The organism is Paraburkholderia sp. WS6 (assembly GCF_030464835.1).
GTDB classification, from domain to species: domain Bacteria; phylum Pseudomonadota; class Gammaproteobacteria; order Burkholderiales; family Burkholderiaceae; genus Paraburkholderia; species Paraburkholderia madseniana.
The window spans coordinates 1-19,992 of the sequence record NZ_JALQCK010000028.1 but is presented as its reverse complement, the minus strand read 5'-3'; the positions used below and the strand labels follow the sequence as shown (position 1 = coordinate 19,992).

At 60.9% G+C, this 19,992-nt stretch carries 19 protein-coding genes; 9 read left to right on the top strand and 10 right to left on the bottom strand.

Annotated elements, in window-relative coordinates; all coding sequences use genetic code 11:
• Positions 1-69 precede the first annotated feature (69 nt).
• Entirely contained in the window at positions 70-1,305 is a 1,236-nt protein-coding gene (locus tag M0D64_RS28365) for a YbfB/YjiJ family MFS transporter (RefSeq protein ID WP_266260178.1), read from the bottom strand.
• A gap of 257 nt (positions 1,306-1,562) precedes the next feature.
• Between M0D64_RS28365 and M0D64_RS28360 the strand changes: the two genes are divergently transcribed.
• From M0D64_RS28360 to M0D64_RS28350, 3 genes are all read left to right on the top strand, one after another.
• Positions 1,563-2,231, top strand: coding sequence for a nitroreductase (locus tag M0D64_RS28360; protein ID WP_266260176.1), 669 nt, complete (start codon positions 1,563-1,565; stop codon positions 2,229-2,231).
• 127 nt (positions 2,232-2,358) lie between these two features.
• On the top strand, positions 2,359-2,838 hold the full coding sequence (locus M0D64_RS28355) for a hypothetical protein (protein ID WP_154562377.1): 480 nt from the start codon (positions 2,359-2,361) through the stop codon (positions 2,836-2,838).
• A gap of 12 nt (positions 2,839-2,850) precedes the next feature.
• A complete protein-coding gene (locus M0D64_RS28350; protein ID WP_266260175.1) occupies positions 2,851-3,696 on the top strand; it encodes a hypothetical protein in 846 nt (281 codons plus the stop codon).
• Here the strand turns inward: M0D64_RS28350 and M0D64_RS28345 are convergent.
• The 5 genes from M0D64_RS28345 to M0D64_RS28325 all read right to left on the bottom strand — a co-directional run bounded on the left by M0D64_RS28345 (position 3,693) and on the right by M0D64_RS28325 (position 9,008).
• Positions 3,693-4,391 (bottom strand): 4'-phosphopantetheinyl transferase superfamily protein, encoded by a 699-nt coding sequence (locus M0D64_RS28345; RefSeq protein WP_266260173.1) that lies wholly within the window; start codon positions 4,389-4,391, stop codon positions 3,693-3,695. The two genes, M0D64_RS28350 and M0D64_RS28345, sit on opposite strands and share 4 nt — an antisense overlap.
• A gap of 81 nt (positions 4,392-4,472) precedes the next feature.
• Complete coding sequence (locus tag M0D64_RS28340; RefSeq protein ID WP_266260172.1) at positions 4,473-5,801, bottom strand: MFS transporter; 1,329 nt, start codon at positions 5,799-5,801, stop codon at positions 4,473-4,475.
• Between the two features lie 187 nt (positions 5,802-5,988).
• Positions 5,989-6,225: a DUF2783 domain-containing protein gene (locus tag M0D64_RS28335; protein ID WP_266239114.1), complete on the bottom strand. Its 237-nt coding sequence runs from the start codon at positions 6,223-6,225 to the stop codon at positions 5,989-5,991.
• 50 nt (positions 6,226-6,275) lie between these two features.
• Positions 6,276-7,985: an FAD-dependent oxidoreductase gene (locus M0D64_RS28330; protein WP_266260171.1), complete on the bottom strand. Its 1,710-nt coding sequence runs from the start codon at positions 7,983-7,985 to the stop codon at positions 6,276-6,278.
• A 63-nt stretch (positions 7,986-8,048) separates the two neighbouring features.
• Positions 8,049-9,008, bottom strand: coding sequence for an MBL fold metallo-hydrolase (locus tag M0D64_RS28325; RefSeq protein WP_054035596.1), 960 nt, complete (start codon positions 9,006-9,008; stop codon positions 8,049-8,051).
• Between the two features lie 285 nt (positions 9,009-9,293).
• Here M0D64_RS28325 and M0D64_RS28320 point away from each other — a divergent pair, with 285 nt between their 5' ends.
• From M0D64_RS28320 to M0D64_RS28310, 3 genes are all read left to right on the top strand, one after another.
• A complete protein-coding gene (locus M0D64_RS28320; RefSeq protein ID WP_266260169.1) occupies positions 9,294-10,151 on the top strand; it encodes an IclR family transcriptional regulator in 858 nt (285 codons plus the stop codon).
• The gene (locus M0D64_RS28315; RefSeq protein WP_266260168.1) at positions 10,148-10,972 is read left to right on the top strand and encodes an IclR family transcriptional regulator; all 825 of its coding nucleotides are present in this window, start codon (positions 10,148-10,150) and stop codon (positions 10,970-10,972) included. The genes M0D64_RS28320 and M0D64_RS28315 overlap by 4 nt, the downstream gene beginning before the upstream one ends.
• A 214-nt stretch (positions 10,973-11,186) precedes the next feature.
• Entirely contained in the window at positions 11,187-12,725 is a 1,539-nt protein-coding gene (locus M0D64_RS28310; protein ID WP_266260167.1) for a Fic family protein, read from the top strand.
• 215 nt (positions 12,726-12,940) lie between these two features.
• On the opposite strand, the gene M0D64_RS28305 is transcribed toward M0D64_RS28310, so the two are convergent.
• The 4 genes from M0D64_RS28305 to M0D64_RS28290 form a co-directional block, all read right to left on the bottom strand.
• Positions 12,941-13,399: an NUDIX hydrolase gene (locus M0D64_RS28305; RefSeq protein ID WP_171928533.1), complete on the bottom strand. Its 459-nt coding sequence runs from the start codon at positions 13,397-13,399 to the stop codon at positions 12,941-12,943.
• Between the two features lie 39 nt (positions 13,400-13,438).
• Positions 13,439-14,302, bottom strand: a complete 864-nt coding sequence (locus tag M0D64_RS28300) for a MurR/RpiR family transcriptional regulator (protein ID WP_093641958.1) — start codon at positions 14,300-14,302, stop codon at positions 13,439-13,441.
• A gap of 84 nt (positions 14,303-14,386) precedes the next feature.
• Positions 14,387-15,469 carry an ABC transporter ATP-binding protein gene (locus tag M0D64_RS28295; protein WP_266260166.1) on the bottom strand — a complete coding sequence of 361 codons (1,083 nt, stop codon included), beginning with the start codon at positions 15,467-15,469 and terminating at the stop codon, positions 14,387-14,389.
• Between the two features lie 105 nt (positions 15,470-15,574).
• A complete protein-coding gene (locus M0D64_RS28290; protein ID WP_266260165.1) occupies positions 15,575-16,348 on the bottom strand; it encodes an SDR family oxidoreductase in 774 nt (257 codons plus the stop codon).
• Between the two features lie 334 nt (positions 16,349-16,682).
• Here M0D64_RS28290 and M0D64_RS28285 point away from each other — a divergent pair, with 334 nt between their 5' ends.
• The 3 genes from M0D64_RS28285 (at position 16,683) to M0D64_RS28275 (ending at position 19,807) form a co-directional block, all read left to right on the top strand.
• Positions 16,683-17,915: a sugar ABC transporter substrate-binding protein gene (locus M0D64_RS28285; protein ID WP_266239125.1), complete on the top strand. Its 1,233-nt coding sequence runs from the start codon at positions 16,683-16,685 to the stop codon at positions 17,913-17,915.
• A 153-nt stretch (positions 17,916-18,068) separates the two neighbouring features.
• Positions 18,069-18,959, top strand: coding sequence for a carbohydrate ABC transporter permease (locus M0D64_RS28280; protein WP_266239126.1), 891 nt, complete (start codon positions 18,069-18,071; stop codon positions 18,957-18,959).
• Positions 18,956-19,807: a carbohydrate ABC transporter permease gene (locus M0D64_RS28275; RefSeq protein ID WP_097395558.1), complete on the top strand. Its 852-nt coding sequence runs from the start codon at positions 18,956-18,958 to the stop codon at positions 19,805-19,807. Before M0D64_RS28280 ends, M0D64_RS28275 begins: the two co-directional genes overlap by 4 nt.
• The last annotated feature ends 185 nt before the right edge of the window (positions 19,808-19,992 follow it).

Below are 19,992 nucleotides of genomic sequence, written 5' to 3'. Positions count from 1 at the left end.
GAACAAGCGATGAGTGTACGTGCTTAAGACACTCGCCTGGAACTCCGGGAATACCTGGGGATCGTTCAGTCAGGCTCCGCGTAACGGCTTCTGGCAAGCCGCCAGCACCGCGCCGGCCGCGAGCAGCAACGCGGAATAGACCAGCCCACGTGCGAGACCCGCGCCATCCGAGACCCAGCCGATTATCATCGGCCCGACGATCTGTCCGAACGCGAACACGATCGTGAATGCGCTAATGCCCTTGCCCCAGTGGCTCGCCGGCAGATTGTGGCGCACGAAAGCCGTGGTCGACGCCACGGCCGAGAGAAACGTCGCGCCGAACAGCACGCCGGAGACAAACGCCACCCACGGTTGCGTGAACAACGCGGGCAACAGCGTCGCCACCGCGAGCAACGCGTTGAGTATGGCGAGCGCGTGGCCGCCGTGCATGCGGTCGAGCAGACTGGACCACAAGCGTGCCGAAACGACCGTCGCCACGCCTAGCAACAGGTAGAAGCCCGTCACCACCACCGCGCTCATGCCCGCATTGCGCAGCAGCGCGACGATGAACGTCATGTAGCCGATATAGCCGACGCCGAACAGTCCATAGCCCGCCAGTGCGGGGCTGAAACGCGGCCAACGTGGCGCGTCGGCGGCATCGGAAGCATGCGCGGTCGAGGACCCCATCGCGTGCACGCTTTCGATTTTTCTCGCCGCGCCGATGGCGATCGCGGAGAACACTGCGCACGCAACTGCCAATGCGAACCACGCAAACTGCCAGCCATGCACGACGTTGAAAATCGTCAACGGCACGAGTACCGACGAAGCGACGATGCCCCAACCGGTCCCGCCGTAATACAAGCCGAGGACAAGCCCCGCATCGTGCGGTCTCGCTGACGCAAGCCGCGCCGCCAGCACGCCGCCGCTGACGAAAACCGCCGCACTGCTCACGCCGGTGATCATGCGCAGCGCGAGTAGCGAATGCGTGTCGGCCAGCAAACCGCTGATGGCCATCAGAAGCGCAGTGGCCACGCAGCCCGCGCCGAACAATGCACCGGCCGACCAGCGGCGTGCCAGCCGCGGAAAAGCCAGCGCGCCCAGTAAATAGCCCAGCGCATTGGCGGTATTCATCGCGCCGGCTTGAGCAAAGCTCCAGCCGAGGTCGAGTTTCATCGACGGCAACAGCAACGCGTAAGCGAAGCGCGCGAGGCCCAATGCGATCGCGCTGCCTAACGACAGGCCGGCGGCCAGCATCAAGGTGGGGAGGCGCTGCGCCGCTTCGGTGGGCGTGGCGGTCGATGCGACGTCGAGAGATTTTGTTGGCATTGGCTAGCGTGGGTAGACAAGGATGCGGCAGGCTTGCTGCGGCATCTCGCCATCATATCTGGGGCCGCCCCGTTCGGCTGACGGTTAGTTGCGGATCAAACGCCCGAAGCTTGGCTGCAAGGCCTTCTGGCCGCGCGCAGCCAGTGCCAAGCCGCAGTTCAACGCTCTGTCCAATTCATTTTCTAAATGCGAATGATTTGCATTTACGAGTAAATTAGCTCATCATGGCACCCATGACACCCGCCGACTCCGAAATCATGATCACGCTAGATATCAGCCGCCCAGAAACCGAAAGCCAACGCACAGCCGCCACCGCGACGCCTGACACCACCGCCGGATCCAAGACGACGGCCGCACTTGAAGTGCTGCTGTCGCGCCAGTCCCAATGGCCGCTCACCGAACCGGGCCCGGCCGACGCCGAGCTCGATCTGATCTTCGATGCCGCCTTGCGCGCGCCCGATCACGGAAATCTGCGGCCGTGGCGCTTCGTCACGATCCGCGGCGACGCACGCGGTCAGCTCGGCGACGTGCTGGTCGACCTCGCCTGCGCCCGTTCGCCGGGCGAGCCGCGCTCCGCGCATGCGCATCGGCGGCAGAAGGCTTACGCGGCGCCACTTGTGATCGCGCTCGGCGCGGCGCTGTCGGCCCATCCGAAGATACCCGAGGTCGAGCAATTGCTGGCGGTTGGCGCAGCCACGATGAACATGCTGAATGCGATCCACGCGCTCGGCTACGGCGGCTTCTGGTCCACGGGACCGGACAGCTATGAAGCGCAACTGCACGACGCGTTGGGCTTCGCACCGAATGAGCGGCTGCTCGGCTTCCTGTTTGTCGGCACGTCGAAAAACTCGGACCAGGCAACGGCACGTCCGGCACGCAGCGAACATGTGCGCGAATGGCTACCGCCGCAGCCGGCCAAAAATTGAAGCAAGCACCTGGCGCACGCACCGCGTCACCGCCTATCCGTCGCGAGCGACAAGCGCTGGCCTGCGACGTGGCCTCCTCCGATCAGGCCGGCGCGACTCATTGGACCGTGTCCATTCAGGAGCCTCGATGAACTTCCGCTCTCAATACAGCAGCCGTCCCGAACTGGTCGACGATCACGTCACGGATTCCACTGACGCGCCCGATCGCACGGTCCTCAGCGCCGTGCGCACCTGGCTGCGGCCGGCGTGTGAAACAGTGCGCGGCGGGGTGCATTGGCGCGACATCCTGATCGGCGTGGGCTTGCGGCAGGATGGCATCGAACATTTCGATCTGCTGATGCGTTCGCTGATGCACGTGTCCTATCGTCCGCTCGACATGCGATGCCGCTGCGCCAGCGATCTCGGCAAGGACGAAGCCGTGATCCTGCAAACCATCGCGCTGCTGCAAAAGACGCACAGCGGCGCTGCATTGCGCATGCTGAGCGAATGGCTTCCGGCGCCGGCCGTCAGCGGCGTGTTGAAGCTGATCCGCTGGTTCGCTATCGATCTGCTCGACGCCGGTGTCGAACTCGACGTGCAAGCGCGCCGCGTCACCTATATGCATTGAGGACCCGAGCGTATGCCGTCGGAACTCGCTTATCTCGCGCCGTCGCGTGTGCGTGACAGCATCGACTCGCAGGCGACGAATAGCGCTAACGCCTTGCAGGCCGATCAACCTGCTCGACCGGTTCAACCTGCTCGGACCGCACACGCGATCGTCAGCGCGACCGCGCCGCAATTCGTGTCCCATCGGCTAACGCGCCACTATCCGCACAGCGTCGCCGCGCCACGCGCGGGTGAGTTGCATCTGTGGCGGTTCCGCTGTGAATGGTTGCCGGTGCCGGTGCAGGAAGGCGAGACGTGGATGTCGAAGGGAGAGCGCGAACGCGCACGGCTTCACCCGAACGCGGCGTTACGCAAACGCTTTATCAGCGCACGCGTGGTGACTCGCTGGATAGTCGCGAATCTGTTCGACTGCGAGCCGCATACGGTCGATCTGCAGGACGACGGCAACGAGAAGCTGCGCGCGCGACATCCGCACGACGGCCGCGGCATCACGATTGATATCGCGTACGCCGGCATCTGGATCGTGATCGGCATTGCGTCGACGACGCTTGGTCTGAGCGTCGCCGTACCCTCGCCGGGCGCCGCGCTTGACGACACGCGGGAAACCTCACGCCAACGCGTGCGTTATGGCAGCTTGTGCAATGCGTTGCGCTATGCGCCGGTCGGTATCGATCTGGATCTGCTCTCGAGCGATGCCGCATCCTGTGCGTTCGATCTTGCCGAACATGGCCGCTGGCATGTGCTCGATCTGCCGATGTCGGGCAAGATTCGTGCGGCGGTTGCACTCGCCCAGCCCGTCACGCAAGTGCATGCGGTTGGATGGCCGAAGGCGTTGGTGTTTGGCGAACGAAACGTTTAGCGGGTGAACGTTTTCGTCGACCACGCCACACATGCCGCATAGGCTTCAGGCGCCGCGATCCAGCGCGCCGCAATCTCGCGCATGTCATCCGGAATCACATTGCGTAGCGTCACCTCGGCGCTATCACGCGGCAGCACCGTCAGATGCTGCAAGCCGCGCGTGATGCCCACCCCCGTGGTTTTGACGAGCGCTTCTTTGGCGACCCATGCGTCGTAAAACGCGGTGCGCTGTTCTTCAATATCGAGGTTGTCGATCCACGCCGCCTCGCTTGCGTCGAGCGTCAATGTCGCGATGGAATGCCAATCGAAGCTGTCGCTGCGATGTTCGATATCGACGCCGACACGCCGCTTAGGCGACATCGCGATGAGCCCATGCGAGCCTGCATGCGATACGTTGAAGTCGAGCGCGTTGGAATCGGCCAGATGCGGGCGATGGTTTTCGTCGAGTTCGAACCGGACGGTGTGTGCCGCGATGTCGAGACACTGCGCGAGTTGATCGCGCAGCGCCACGCGCACGGACGCGAAACGCAGCGCGTCTTCGTGGCGGAGAAATTTGCCGGCTCGCGCGCGTTCGTCGTCGCTGAGCGCGGCGAAGGCGGCATCCTCCAACGACGCGTCGAAAGCGAAATCGACTCGCCACAATGAGACATCGGACGGGCCGTCATGCGGTAAGGGAACAGGTTCGACGGAATGCATTGCAGGTTCGGGCCTCACTCGTAAGAGTCGCAAGGAATATGCGCGACTCTACCCGATATGACGTCCGAACCCCTTCGATCTTTAGATTCGCTTCGTTTCCTTCGGCACGCCAATCAGCAACGCCACGCCGCTGACGAACAACAGTGCGGTCAGTACATACAACGCATTGTCCATGCTGCCCGTGTGCGTCTTGATCAGACCGATCACCCACGGGCTGACAATCCCGCTCGTAATGCCGATGCTGCTGATCAACGCAATGCCGGCCGCCGCCGCAGTGCCGGACAGATAGCCCGATGGTACGGTCCAGAAAATCGGCAACGCGGCGAAGATCAGCACGGCGGCCACCGAGAGAATCGCGAGCATCGCCGGGAAGCTGCTCAAATGCATCGTCAGCAGAGACAACGCGATGCCGCCGCCGATCGTGCAAACTGCAAAGTGCCTGCGCCGTTCGCCACGACGATCCGAGTGCCGCGCAATCAGAATCAGGCCCACTGCGCCGACTGCATTCGGAATCACGGTGTACAGGCTGATCGCCAGCACATCGTGAACACCGAAGTCGCGAATCATCAGCGGCATCCAGAAGTTCAGCGTCAACGACGCGCAGGTCAGCGAGAAATAGATGAACGCGAAGAGATAAACCCGCGGATTGCGCAGCGCTTGCATGACGGCGCGCGATGAATGCGCGTCCGATGAAACGCGGCGGTCTTCATCGCGCTGCACGATCAGTTTCGCCTTCTCAGCGTCGTTGAGCCACGTTGCATGCTGCGGACCGTCAACCAGATAAAACGCGGCAAGCAGGCCGAGTACGATGGCCGGCGCACCTTCGATCACGAACATCCACTGCCAGCCGAACAGCCCCATCACGCCGCCCATATCGCGCATGATCCAGCCGGACACCAGGCCGCCGAGCACACCCGCCACTGCGACGCCCGCGAAGAAAATCGACAGCACGGCTGCGCGCCGCCGCGCCGGATACCAGTAGGTCAGATACAGCACGATGCCGGGGAAGAACCCCGCCTCGAACACGCCGAGCATAAAACGCAGCACGTAGAAGTGCGTGGGCTTCGACACCAGCATCATGCCGACCGATGCGATGCCCCACAGCAGCATGATCCGCGTGAAGGTGCGGCGCGCGCCGAAGCGCGCGAGCAGCATATTGCTCGGCACTTCACACAACACGTAACCGATATAGAAGACCGCTGCGCCCAAACCGTACATGGCGTCGCTGAAACCGAGGTCGTGCTTCATCTGCAATTGCGCGAAGCCGATATTGATGCGGTCGAGAAACGACACCACGTAACACAGAAACAGAAACGGAATGATCCGCATCGAGACCTTGCGATATAACAAGTCGTCGTGCACAGCAGCGGATGCGCCCGGCGCGAGCGTGGGGGCGAGGGATTGGCTCATGGGTCATCTCCAAACGTGAGGGTCCAACGGACCCGCTGGGTCCGGCGTCTTGATGCGCCGCGTTTCGGTTTTCTACTGGAACGGCATGCGGCGGTATCGATGCGCCGCGCGCCGTGGTGGATTGCGCGTGGCTCGAACGGCCACGCGCGTGCAGCGTTTTATCGTTACCGCTTGTCGTGATTCGTGTTCAGGCAGCCAGCGAATGCGTCTGCGCACCTCGCCCCGAAGCATCGGTCACGCCTTCACGTGCGTGACGCATCGCTTCGAGCAGCGTCGTGTGATCGCCGATATGGTTGGCGAGCAACAGGATCAGTTGCGCGTTGGCTGACTGACTCTGTGCCTCGTCCAGATCGCGGTGCATGTCGATCAGCGCCTCGTAGAAATCGTCGGGGCGGGCGAGGTTGGGTTGCGTGTTCAATGCCATCACTGTCTCCTGCTATTTTCTTTTGCCGATGTGCTGCGTTTGCCCTACCTTCAGGCCGTGCCCTCAACGCACAACGCTCGCTTCAACGCACCTTCCACAAAGCTCGCGTCGAGTTGCCGACGACGCGCGCACACATGCTGGTCCGGCCGGATCAAATAGAACGTGCCGGGTTTGCCGTCGTAACGAGCGGCTGCAAGACCGTCGACGTCGTGCACAACCTTTGCACCCAAAGCCGCATCGATCTGCGCATCGTTACTCGTCACCACGACAAGCTTCAGCGGAATCGGCCCACTTCGCAACACATCCAACGCAGCTTGCGTCGCCTGACCGATACCTTCCGAGCCGCAGAACAACACGCCCGTGAATTGCTGGCCGAGTTGCTGTAACAGCCACGCCGGTTGCCCGGCGTCATGAACCGGCGCATCGACACACGATGCCCCCGGCACCATCAGACCTTCAAAGCTGTCACTGTCCGCCGTATTCAGCGGGGAATCACGCAACACCGCCGGCACCGACAAGCGACCGCTATTCGTCAACTGCCGCGCAAACGGGTGATGCCGCGCGAGCTTCAGCACAGCGTCGCGAAACACGCGGCTAACCGGGCTCTTCGGCGTGATGAAATCGGTCGAGCGGGTGGAGTTGCGGATGTTTTCGTCGGCGGCGAATTCGCGCTCGCTTGCATACGTATCAAGCAAGGCATCAGAGGTTTTGCCTTCGAGCACCATCGCCAGTTTCCATGCGAGGTTTTCCGCGTCCTGCACGCCGCTATTCGCGCCGCGTGCGCCGAACGGCGACACGCCATGCGCGGAATCGCCCGCGAACAACACGTTGCCGTGCCGGAAACGATCCATGCGCAAACACGAAAACGTATAGACGCTGACCCACTCCAGCTCGAACTTTGCCTCCGGTCCGAGCAACGCGCGCACGCGCGGGATCACGCGTTCCGGCGTTTTTTCCAGCACCGGATCGGCGTCCCAGCCCAACTGGAAATCGATCCGCCACACGTTATCCGGCTGACGATGCAACAGCACCGATTGATTCGGATGGAACGGCGGATCGAACCAGAACCAACGCTCAGTCGGAAACTCCGCTTCCATCTTCACGTCCGCGATCAGGAAGCGATCTTTGAACGTGACGCCGTGGCTGTCGAGTCCCATCAGATTGCGCATCGGACTGCGCGAGCCGTCGGCGGCCACCACATAGCGGCCGCGTAACGGGTACTGACCGTTCGGTGTATCGACGGTCAGCGTCACGCTGGCTTGCGCAGTGCCAGTCGTGCCGCTCTGCTGCACGCCGACCACTTTGCTCTTCCAGCGGATCTCGAGATTCGGCATCTCCTGCGCGCGTTCGAGCAGAAAGCCTTCGACGTAGTACTGCTGCAGGTTGATGAACGCGGGCCGGTTATGGCCCGCTTCAGGTTGCAGATTGAACGTGTACACCAGTTCATCTTTCAGGAACACCTTGCCGACATTCCAACTGATGCCCTTGTCCACCATGCGCTGCCCGCAGCCGAGCCGGTCGAAAATATCGAGCGAGCGCTTCGAGAAGCAGATCGCTCGCGAACCGGTGGACAACGAACAATCGTCGTCGACCAGCACAACCGGCACGCCCTGTTGCGCGATATCGATCGCGGTAGCAAGACCCACCGGCCCTGCGCCGACCACGATCACGGGATAGGCCACCTGTTCCGCATCGCCCTTCCCGGCCTGCTCCCGGCACGGCTTATAGTCGAACGACAGCGTCTGGTAGTTGATGCTCATCTTGTGTCTCCGTCCTTCTCCGCTCTGCTCTGCTTGACGCTTTCCGGCGTTTCGATGCTGTTATCAGGCTTGCAGCGCGTCCCACATTTCTTTGTCGCGTTGCGCGGTCCAGATGCGCGGATGCGTGATGCCGCTCGCTTCATCGAAAGCCCGCGAGACGTCGAACGGCAGGCAGTGTTCGTAGATGAACACATGGCCGAACTTCGGGTCCATTGCCTTGCGCGTGTGCGCCATCGCGGCCTTCAGATCGAGCTTCTGTTCGACGGCTTCGCGGCCCTGCTGCAACAGCGTAGTGACGAAGTCCTTCGTGTAGTCGAGGCCCTTGTTGACGTCTTCCGGCGTGGTCAATGCAGGACCGCGGCCCGGCACCAACTTTTCCGCCTTCAGCGCGCGCAGCGCTTCGAGCGTGGCCGGCCATTGTTCGAGTTGAGCATCGCCGCAATAGCAGGCTGCGTCGTATTCGACCAGGTCGCCGGAGAACAGCACCTTCTGCGACGGCAGCCACACCACCGTATCGCCCTTCGTGTGGCCCGCGCCCAGATGCGCGATGCGCACTTCGAGCTTGCCGAGGAACAGCGTCATTTCTTTTTCGAACACGAGCGTCGGCCACGTCAGGCCCGGCACCGTTTCGACACCGGCGAAGAGACGCGGGAAGCGTTCGATTTCCGACTTCATGTCTTGCTCGCCGCGCTCGACGATCATCTCGTACGTGCCGCGGCTCGCGATCACCTGTTGCGCGCCTTCTTCGAAATACGCCGACGCGCCGAGCACGCGCACGGCGTGGTAGTGCGACAGCACGACGTATTTGATCGGCTTGTCGGTGACGCTGCGAATCTTCGCGATGAGGTCTTGCGCCATGGCCGGCGTGGCGGTGGTGTCGACGATCAGCACGCCGTCGTCGCCGATGATCACGCCCGAGTTCGGATCGCCTTCAGCGGTGTACGCGTAGGCGTTCTCGGATAGCTTGGTCCACGTGACTTTCTTGACTTCCAGGTCGGCCTGGGATGCGAATGCCTTTGCCATGCTTGTCTCCCTCAAAAGTTGGACGTGAGGCGAGACGGCCGGCTGCGCGTTCAGATTTCAGAGGCGCGGGCTGACGGTATTGGAGGCTTGTCTCGCCCCGTTTTGACTCTGTGACTGCACCGGTATGTCGGGGTGAATGCATCTTATGGCCGGGCCGGTTTATTTGTCAATAGCGAAATGTATCGCTATACGCAAATCTCAGACAGCCTAAGATAAGGACAGGAAGGCGCGGCTTTCGCGCAGGGCTTCGGCTAACATGGACCCTTTTTACGGACGAGCGCGGGCGTGAGCAAAGCAGCGAAATCGGCCACCGGCAAAGGTGCGGGCGGCAGCGAGACGGCGGATGGCGGCAAGACGCAGCGCGGGATTCAGAGCGTTGAAGTAGGCGGCCGCGTGTTGCTGGCGCTCGCGCAGGCGCGCAGCCCGCTGGCTTTGTCCGATCTCGCCACCGCCGCGCAGATCGCGCCGGGGCAAGCGCATGCTTATCTAGTGAGCTTGAGTCGCTTAGGTCTGATCAAACGCGACGAGCTGTCGGGCCGTTATGAACCGGGTCCGCTGTCGTTGCGGCTGGGTTTGATGCATCTGGAGAACCAGCCGGCGTTTCGCGCCGCCGTGCCGCGCGTCGTGGCTTTGGCCGAAACGATCGGGTTCAGCGTCGCGATCTGTATTGCCGGGCCGCAAGGGCCGACCATCGTCCGCTATGAGCATGCGGGTTTTCCGTTGCATGTGAATCTGCATGTGGGCACGGTGATGTCGCTGCCGGCGACGTCGACGGGTCGCGTGTTTTGCGCTTTTCTGCCACGCGAGGCGTTGGCGGGGATGTGGGCGAATCAGTCGGGTGCTGCGAGTAGCGCGATGACGCCGCCTGATGAACGTGCCACGTTCGAAGCAGGTTTAGATGCTATCCGTGCACGCAGATTGGAATGCAGCGTCGATGCGCCGAGTCCGGGCATCAGCAGTTTGAGCGCACCGGTGCTCGATGCGGACGGCCGCTTGTGCCTCGCGCTGACCGTGATCGGCTCGACGGGCGCGATCGACGTTGCCGCCGATGGCCCGACGGCTCGCGCGCTGCTTGCTGCGGCTCATGACATCAGTGCTGAACTTGCGGCAGCGCCTTCCTTGTTGGCTTCTTCAGCATCGTGACCGACTCTCTCGACACCTCTTACGCTGCTTCTGCCGCTTCTGCCGATGCGAAACCGCAGCGCGGTATCCAGTCGCTCGATAGCACCGGCGAGTTGCTCGGCGCGCTGGTTGCGGCTGCGCGGCCATTGAGCTTGCGCGATCTTGCGGCCGCTGCGGGCATGCCGCCGGCCAAAGCGTTTCCGCATCTGGTGAGTCTGCTCAAGATCGGTTTGCTGAACCGCGATGCTGCGGGTTGTTTCGAAGCTGGGCCTTTGGCGCTGGAGCTTGGGTTGATCGGCTTGCAGCGCTTGTCACCGACGCGGGAAGCCGAGCCGGAAGTGGTCGAACTGGCTGTATCGACGGGAATGAGTGTCGCGATGGCGGTGCTTGGGCCGCTCGGGCCGACCGTCGTGCGACTGGAAGAGTCCGCGCGGCCGCTGCATGTGAGCTTGCGGGTCGGCACGGTGATGTCGCTGGTGAATACGGCGATTGGGCGTGTGTTTGCTGCTTATGTCGCGGACGACGTGCGTCATGGGCTGCTGGCGCAGGATCATTTGCGGCTGGCGGGGGCTGAGGCGGGGGAGACAAAAGCCTATGCACAACGCCTCGCTCAAATCCGCGCGGACGGTATCGATACCGCGTTGAGCCGGCCGGTGCCAGGTATCAATACCTTGGCCGCACCGGTGCTGGACCATACCGGCAGCATCTGTCTGGTGCTCGCGCTGATGGGGCCGAGCGGCAGCTTCGATAGCGAGCTCACAGGCGGCCCCGCGCAGACTTTGCGCGCGGCGACCCTGAGGTTGTCGCGGCGGTTCGGGTGGATGGCGCTGTCCGGGACCTGAATCAGCGACCTCGAGAAGGAAAAATAATCGTTTTTTTGAAAAACAGGCGTTTTGTAATCGTTTTGATGGCCGAGTAATCGAAACGATGTGCAGACGCCGTATAATCGTTTTTTTAGAAAACAGGCGTTTTGTAATCGTTTTGAGAGTCGAATAATCGAAACTGAGCGAAACAGCGCGCCCTCGCCCGCGCCCCAGCCACCCCGGATCGAAAATCATGCCGCAGATCGGTTATCAATGGCTATCCAATACGTACGGCGTCGTACCGGTTCACCCGTTCGCCGTACAAAGCGAAATCGGACGGATTCGCTCCACGTCCACCGACGGCGACATCCGCCGGGAGGTCTACCCCGAACCCTATCGCCCGGCCGCCAGCCTGACCGATAACCTGACTTTCGCCTTCCGGCACGAGGGCATCCATCTGGAATTCCTCGCTCGGCTTTATGCGCTGCAGCCGGTACGCCATGAGTTAGAGGCATGGATCGCCCGCGAGCCCACTGGCGCGTACGCTCGCCGCGCCTGCTTCTTCTATGAATGGCTGATGCCGGTGCCGTTGGACGTGCCGGGCGTCTCCCGGGGAAACTACGTCGATGCACTGAATCCCGAGGACTTCATCGTAGGTACCCCGGTCAACAACGCGCGTTGGCGTGTGCGCGACAACCTGCCGGGCAATCGGGACTTCTGCCCGGTGATTCGACGTGTCGAAGCGGTTCAGCGCGCCGAAGCTTATAACCTTGCCGCACCGCTTGCCGAACTGGAAGCGGACTATGGCATCGATCTGATCATGCGCAGCGCCGTCTGGCTGACGGTCAAAGAGAGCCGTGCGAGCTTTCTGATCGAACACGAGCAGGACAAAGAGGATCGAATCCGCCGCTTTGCCGCAGTCATGGAAAGCGAATGCGGACAGCATGCGAATCCGTTCGACGCTGAAACGCTCGACGTCTTGCAACGCGGCATCCTGGGGCAGTCGGCCCTGCGTTACGGCATCCGCCGCTCCCCGGTGTATGTGGGACACATCGCACGCTATCAACCGGTGGTCGACTACATCGCGCCGCATTGGGAACACATCGAAACGATGCTCGCAGGGCTTAGCCGCTTTCTGGAACGCACCGAAGGGGGCGCGTCTATCGTGCGTGCTGCCGCGGCATCGTTCGGCTTCGTCTATGTGCACCCTATGGCCGACGGTAACGGCCGCATTTCACGCTTCCTGATCAACGACATTCTGCGTCGCGACGGCGCGGTGCCTGCGCCAATTATCTTGCCGGTATCCGCCACGATCACCCACAGCACGCGCGATCGCGCCGCTTACGACAAAGTGCTCGAACGCTTTTCGCGCCCGTTGATGAATCACTATGCCGACCAGTACACGTTCGGCAAGACCGAGATCGCGGACGACGGTGTCGAATACAACCTGCACTTCCGCGCCTATGACGACGCACTGCCCGCCTGGCGCTATCCAGATCTGACCGCACACGTCATCTATCTTGCTGACGTGATCGACATGACACTAACGCATGAAATGCGCACCGAAGCGCGCTTTCTGCACGCCAACGACTCAGCACGGCGCGCCATCAAGGAATTTCTCGAGGCGCCCGACAACGATCTGGACGGCATCATTCGAAGCGTCCGGCAGAATGACAACAGCGTGTCGAACACACTGCGCAAGCGCTATCCGCTGTTTGACGAGCGGCCTGAGTTGAGTGCGCAAATCGTGCAGGCGATTACCGAAGCATTTTCAGACGAGAACAACCGTTAGCCGACGCACGGCCGACGCGAAACAAACGCGAATGCGGTGCCGCACCGTTCAATATCTTGTTGACTCGGCCCCAAGGGCCAGCTCGATGATGTGAGTGGTCAGCAAACGAAGAGGTGACTTATGCGTTGTTCCAATCCATTTTTAAGTGCTTCCGGTTCGCGCGGTGGACCTGACGAGCGAAACAGGTCGAGTCTCCGCATGGGATGGCCAATTGATCAGCTGCTGCCGGAAAGGCCAGATGCGTTCAGGATGGCACTTAGATCTTCCGGATAGATCGTTTCCGAGGTGCCCGCTAGTTCGGCTAGCGACCACCAATGGTTATCCGCCATTACCTCGCGTTCAAGTGAGGTCCACTGCGCTCCTGAAAGTACGTTGCTCGATACGTTTACGAGAAAGAAGCGCTCCTCGGCCCAAACATATTCACCGTCAGGAAGTTGCATACGGAAAGCGCGCTCGGCAACATGTCGACCGACATCACTTCGCTGAATACCGGTTTCTTCCAGGAGTTCTCGACACGCAGCTTCCTCGAAGCTCTCGCCTTCTTCTAGCCCGCCTCCTGGTGTTGCCCAGTAGGCTTGGCCTGCAAGCGCCCCGTGCTTGTGAACAAAACGAAAAAGCAGGGTGCGCTGAAGCGGGTCAATGACTAGCAGGCGAGACGACGGCCTTTTCCGCATGGCACTCCTTGTCCAATTCTGGCTGGCCGTCCATCTTAATCAATCCCCCGCCGCTTCCGGCTCATGCGACGACAACCGCGCCTTCGCGTGCCGCATCTTTTCAAGCGTCTTAGGCCGCGCCTTCAACGCGACGCCGATCGCCAACGCATCCATGATGCACAGATGCACGAGCCGGGACACGCCTGGCGTATTCGGATCGATCGGACTCGGCACGCGCAGCAGCAGCGGAATATCGACCAACCACGCTAACCGTGAACCCACATTAGTCAGCGCAATGGTAGTGGCGCCACGCTCCTTGGCGATCTGAATGCTTTCATTCACTTCGACGCTGCGCCCCGAATGCGAAATCGCAAACGCCACATCACCGGGTTCCATGAGCCCCGCATAAAGCCGCTGCAAATGACCATCGGTAAACGCAGTAGCCGCAATATCAAGCCGCAAAAATCTCAAAGCCGCATCTTGCGCAACGAGCCCCGAACCCGACCCAACGCCAAAGAAGAAAACCCTTCCCGCGCTCGACAACGCCGCAATCGCACTCTCAACCACCGCCGGATCCAACGCACTACACGCATGCGTGATCCCGTCGACAGCAGCTTCACCCACCTTGTCCATCAACGTCTGCACGTCATCGTCACGCGCAACCGCCGTCGACGCATACGGCACCCCGCCCGCCACGCTCTGCGCCAATTGCATCTTGAAGTCGCGCAGACCATGCGCGCCGATCGCGCGGCAAAAGCGCGTGACGGAAGGCTCGGACACGTCCGCACGCTGGGCGAGTTCGGTGATGCTCGCGCGCATCGCAAAGTCGACGTCGCTCAGCACCATCTCGGCGACCTTGCGCTCGGCGGGCCGCAGATTGGCCAGCGCGCCGCGGATGTGGGGAATCAAGTTCGGTGCGGACACCCGGTGTTCCTTAAGGGTTAAATGAATCCGCGTCGCATCGCAGCTTCAATCAGCTTGAATCAGCCTCAAGCGGCAACACGCGGTTCAGACCAGCCTGCGTCCACTCTCCGTATCGAACAGATGAATATGCTCGGCCGGCAGACGCAGCGTGACGCGCTGACCGGGCTCGACTTTCGAGCGCTGGCGAGTCGTCACGCACCACGTGTTGCCGCCTATTTTCCCGTACAAATGGGTCTCGGCGCCAGTCGGCTCCACCACTTCGACTTCCATCGTGGTGTCCGGCTTGTCAGCCATCGTTTCAATGTGTTCGGGACGCACACCAAGCGTGATTTTTGCGCCGACCACCGCCGAGGCCGGCGTGCCTTCCAGCACGATCTCGTCACCGTCCGTGAGTTTTAACGCGAAACCCTGTCCATCCGTGCGATTGACCAACACGCCTTCCGCAAAATTCATCGACGGCGAACCGAGGAAGCTCGCGACGAACAGATTCGCCGGACGGTCGTACAAATCGAGCGGACGGCCGACCTGCTCGATCCGCCCGGCGTTCATCACAACGATGCGGTCGGCCATCGTCATCGCTTCGATCTGATCGTGCGTGACGTAGATCACCGTATTCTTCAGACGCTGATGCAGCGCCTTGATTTCCGTGCGCATCTGCACGCGCAGTTTGGCGTCGAGATTGGACAGCGGTTCGTCGAAGAGGAACAGCGACGGCTCGCGCACCACTGCGCGGCCCATCGCCACCCGCTGACGTTGACCACCCGACAACGCACGCGGCAAGCGATCCAGATAACTGCCGAGGTTCAACATCTTCGCCGCAGCTTCAATCCGCGGCTTGAAACTCGCCGACGATTCCTTGCGAATCCGCGGCCCGAACGCGATGTTTTCGTAGACCGACAGATGCGGATAAAGCGCGTAGCTCTGGAACACCATCGAAATATTGCGCTGCTGCGGTGCAAGCGTATTCGCGCGCGTGCCGCCAATCATCAGATCGCCGCCGCTGATTTCTTCGAGCCCGGCCACCATGCGCATCAGCGTGCTCTTGCCGCAACCCGACGGGCCGACCAGCACGACGAACTCGCCGTCGTCGATATGGAGATCGATGCCGTGCACCACTTGCGTGTCGCCATAGCGTTTGAAGATGCCGCTTAGTTGCACTGCTGCCATGCTGTCCTCATCGTCGTGCTGTCATGCGGACGTGTTGCCTTGCTTCATCGAGCAACGAACACACCGCGCTATCGGGTCAAAGCAGTTCAAAGCGAATCAATCCATTCAAAGCGATTCGAGCGTCAGTTCTTCCGCCATCAAACGGTTGCCGGCCATCAGTCCACCGTCGACCGGCAACGCGACGCCGGTAATCACGCGCGCCATCGGCGATGAGAGGAACAGCACCGCATCGGCGATATCGTCCGGTGTCGCAAAGTCGCGCAACGGGTACCACTTTTTCAGATCCTCGAAGACCTGCGGATTCTTGTCGACACGCGCCTGCCACGCCTGCGTCTTCACCGTGCCCGGACAGACGATGTTCGCGCGGATGCCATAGCGGCCCAGTTCGATCGCCAGCGCTTTCGTGTAGCTGATGAGACCCGCTTTCGCCGCGCTATACGCCGGATGCCCGAGCGCGGCCATGCCGTTCACCGAGCCAATCAGCACCAGCACGCCCGTCTGCCGTTCGATCATCGACGCGCGCACCGCTTCCACCGAGTGATACGTGCCGTTCAGATTCAGATGAATGTCGCGCTGCCAACTGGCGGCATCCGTCGTGGCGAGCGTCAAACCTTTGGCAGCACCCGCGTTGGCGACCAGCACGTCCACCGGACCGCGCGTTTTCACCGCATCGGCAACCGCTTGCTGCACTGCGGCAGCATCACCCAGGTCGACCGTGATCGGCGTGACATGCGCGACGCCGAGTTGCGCAACCAATCCGTGAAGCGCGACCGCGTCGACATCGAGCGCCAGCACCGTGTCGCCCTGCTCCACGAAACGCTTGCACAACACGCTGCCGATCCCACCGCAAGCCCCTGTCACCAACACCACACGATTCATGTCTACCCTCGCCCTTCAACCTCGTTGCAGCGCCGGTTTAGCGTGTAAATTTCCTACAAAACCGACATCGAACAGTTGTCTAGTCATCCCGAAGATTGGGTATCCGTGACTTCGCGTTATGCAGAATACCCCTGCTTTACAGCATCTTATGCACAAAACTGGCTGAGAAAAAATATGGCAGACCCTACGTGACAAGCTATTTTGCGTCATGTAGGATTTTTTCAAACAATTTAACCCAAAGCGGCCGGCGACGGCAGCAGACCACCCCCCACCATCGTTGGATGGGACCGGAGCAAGCGTAAAGCGCTAACTCCGATCGACACAGGAGAGAGAAATGTCGTTGCATGCCCGTGCTTCCCTCGCGCTAGGCAAAGTTGCCGTGGCGCTCGCGTTTGCAGGTATCGCCGTCGCGGCTCACGCCGACACGGTCCGCGTGACGGTCGCGCATTACAGCGATGCGACCGCGCCGTACTTCGAAAAGATGGCCCGTAACTTCGAGAAGGCCAATCCCGGCACCACGATCAAGATCGAAGACGTGAACTGGGACACGCTGCAACAGAAACTGCAAACGGACATCTCCGGCGGCGCCAACGCCGACCTGGCGATCGTCGGTACGCGCTGGCTGCTCGACTTCGTGAAGGACGACGTCGCCGAGCCGCTCGACGGCTACATGGACGCCAGCTTCAAGGGCCGCTTCATCGGCCCGTTCCTCGCACCGGGCGAAATCAACGGCAAGGTGTACGGCCTGCCGATCGCCGCTTCCGCACGCGCGCTCTACTACAACAAGGATCTGCTCGCGAAGGTCGGTTATCCCGACGGCCCGAAAACGTGGAATGACGTGATCGATGCGTCGAAGAAACTGAAGGCACAGGGCGTTGCCGGCTTCGGTCTGCAAGGCAAGGAAATCGAAACCGACGTCTACTATTACTACGCGCTGTGGACCAACGGCGGCGACGTCGTCGGCAAGGACGGCAAGGCGGCATTCAATTCGCCGGCCGGCATCAAGGCGGCCACGCTGTACAAGACCCTGATCGACGACGGCCTGACGCAGCCTGGCGTGACCGGGTACAGCCGTGAAGACGTGCAGAACCTGTTCAAGCAGGGCCGCGTTGCGATGATGATCTCCGCACCGTTCCTCGCCAAGCAGATCAAGAAAGAAGCGCCGAACCTGAAGTACGGCATCGATCCGATCCCGATGGGCACGACGCACGCCACCTATGCGGTGACCGACTCGATCGTGATGTTCAAGAACTCGAAGGTGAAGAAGTCGGCCTGGAAGTTCCTCGACTATCTGTTCACGAAGGAACCGCGCGTCGAGTTCACGACGACCGAAGGCTTCCTGCCGACCACCAAGGCTGAGGCGACCGATCCGGCGTTCAACGATCCGGACACCAAAGCTTTCGTCGCGCTGCTGCCGACGGCTCACTTCGCGCCGACTGTGACCGGTTGGGAAGACACCGCGAAGGCTGTGACTGATTCAATGCAATCGATCTACCTGGGCAAGGCGAAGCCCGCTGACGCGTTGACTGCCGCAGCGACGCAAGCGAACAAGTCGCTCGGTAAGTGATCGCGTAGTCTCGTAGTGATTTGGTGAACACGGAACGCGCGCCGCCGTTGTGAAGGCGACGCGCGTTTCGGTTGTCATGTCCGTAGTGCACTATCCTGCCCATCCCGTCGCGTCTGCCTTTTTAATGCGGACGCGTCTTACGATCGAGCACGCATGAGCCGTTCCGCTTCTTCGCGCCTCCAGGCGCCCTGGTTGCTGATTGCGCCGAGTCTGGTGTTGGCGCTTTTCATCATCAGCTATCCGATTTTCAACATCGTGTGGCAATCGCTGCACGAGGTCTCGCGCTTCGGCGCGATCCGCGATTTCACCGGTCTGCAGAACTTCTATACGATTTTCACGGACCCCTCGTTTCTCGCTGCTGCTAAGCGGACGATTGTTTGGACCGTGTTCGTGGTGGGCGGCACGGTGCTGATTTCAGTGCCGGTTGCGCTGGTGCTGAATCAGGATTTCTATGGGCGCGGCGTGGCGCGCACGATTGTGATGCTGCCGTGGTCCGTCTCGCTGACGATGACCGCCGTGGTGTGGCGCTGGGCCTTCAACGATGACTACGGCATGGTCAACGTCACGTTGCAGCGGCTTGGTTTGATCAACGGTCCGATACATTGGCTCGCGACGCCGGAGCTCGCGTTTCCGGTGGAGATCGCCGTCGGCATTCTGGTGTCGATTCCATTTACGGTGACGATTCTGCTGGGCGGATTGTCGTCGGTGCCGGGTGACATTTATGAAGCGGCGCGGATGGATGGCGCCAGTGCGTGGCAGCAGTTTCGCAAGTTGACGATGCCGCTCTTGCGGCCGTTTATCAACATGACGATTCTGTTGAACGTGATCTATGTGTTCAATTCTTTCCCGATCATCTGGGTGATGACGCAAGGCGGCCCGGACAACGGCACACATATTCTCGTCACGTATCTCTATGAGCTTGGGTTCCGGCTGGGACGTCCCGGCGAAGCCGCGGCGGTGTCGCTGATCATGCTCGTCATGCTGTTCGTTTTCTCGATCGCCTATCTGCGCCTGCAGCCCGCGAAAGAAGGAGAGACGTCATGAGTCTCAGCGTCAAGATGAAGCGCTCGCTGTGGTGCTGGCTGGCACTTTCGCCGCTGATTGTGGCCGTGCTGTTTCCGTTTGCTGTGATGTTGTTTACTGCTTTGAAGCCGGCTACGGAGATTTTTGTTTATCCGGCGAGGTGGTTGCCGGTGCATTGGCAGTGGAGCAATTTTTCGGATATGTGGGTTGCGGCTAACTTCGGCGTGGCGCTGAGGAATAGTTGCGTGATTAGCTTTTTGTCGACTGCGTTGGCGTTGGCAGTGAGCTTGCCGGCGGCTTATGCGTTGGCCAGGTTTCCGTTTCGTGGGAAAGGGTTGTATTCGCAGTTTCTGCTGGTGACGCAGATGCTGTCGCCGATCTTGCTGGTTGTTGGGTTGTTCCGGCTCGCGGCGATGATTCCCTATGGGGATGGGAATCTGGTTGACTCCAAGATTGGGGTCATCGTTTCTTATGCGGCGTTCAATATCGCGTTTGCGGTTTGGATGTTGTCTTCTTACTTTCAGACTGTGCCAAGGGATCTTGAGGAGTCGGCGTGGCTTGAGGGGTGTGGGAGGACTCGGGCTGTTTTTAAGGTTTTCTTGCCGTTGGCTGTGCCGGCGATTGTTGTTACGGCGATCTTTACGTTCATCAATGCTTGGAATGAGTTTGCGGTTGTTTATACGTTGATTCGGTCGCCGGAGAATAAGACTCTTACCGTGCAGGTTACGGATATGGTGGCTGGGAAGTATGTCGTTGAGTGGCATTTGGTGATGGCCGCTACTCTCTGCGCGACGTTGCCGGTTTCGATAGTGTTTGCTTGGTTGCAGCGGTTTTTGGTGAAGGGGTTGGCGTTGGGGGCGGTGAAGTGAGGATTGGGAGTCAGGGAGGGAAGTTGGCCCGCCGCCGCGCAACCATTCTGAAGAACTAGCTCCGCCTCCCGCCGCCGCTATCTGTGGCACGAATCGTCAAGTCCATTCGAAGTTTGCGGACGGCTGATTCTCTTGAGGTTTGTTCGACGCCTGCCCATGTCCGCGGGCTCGGGGGCGCGCGACGG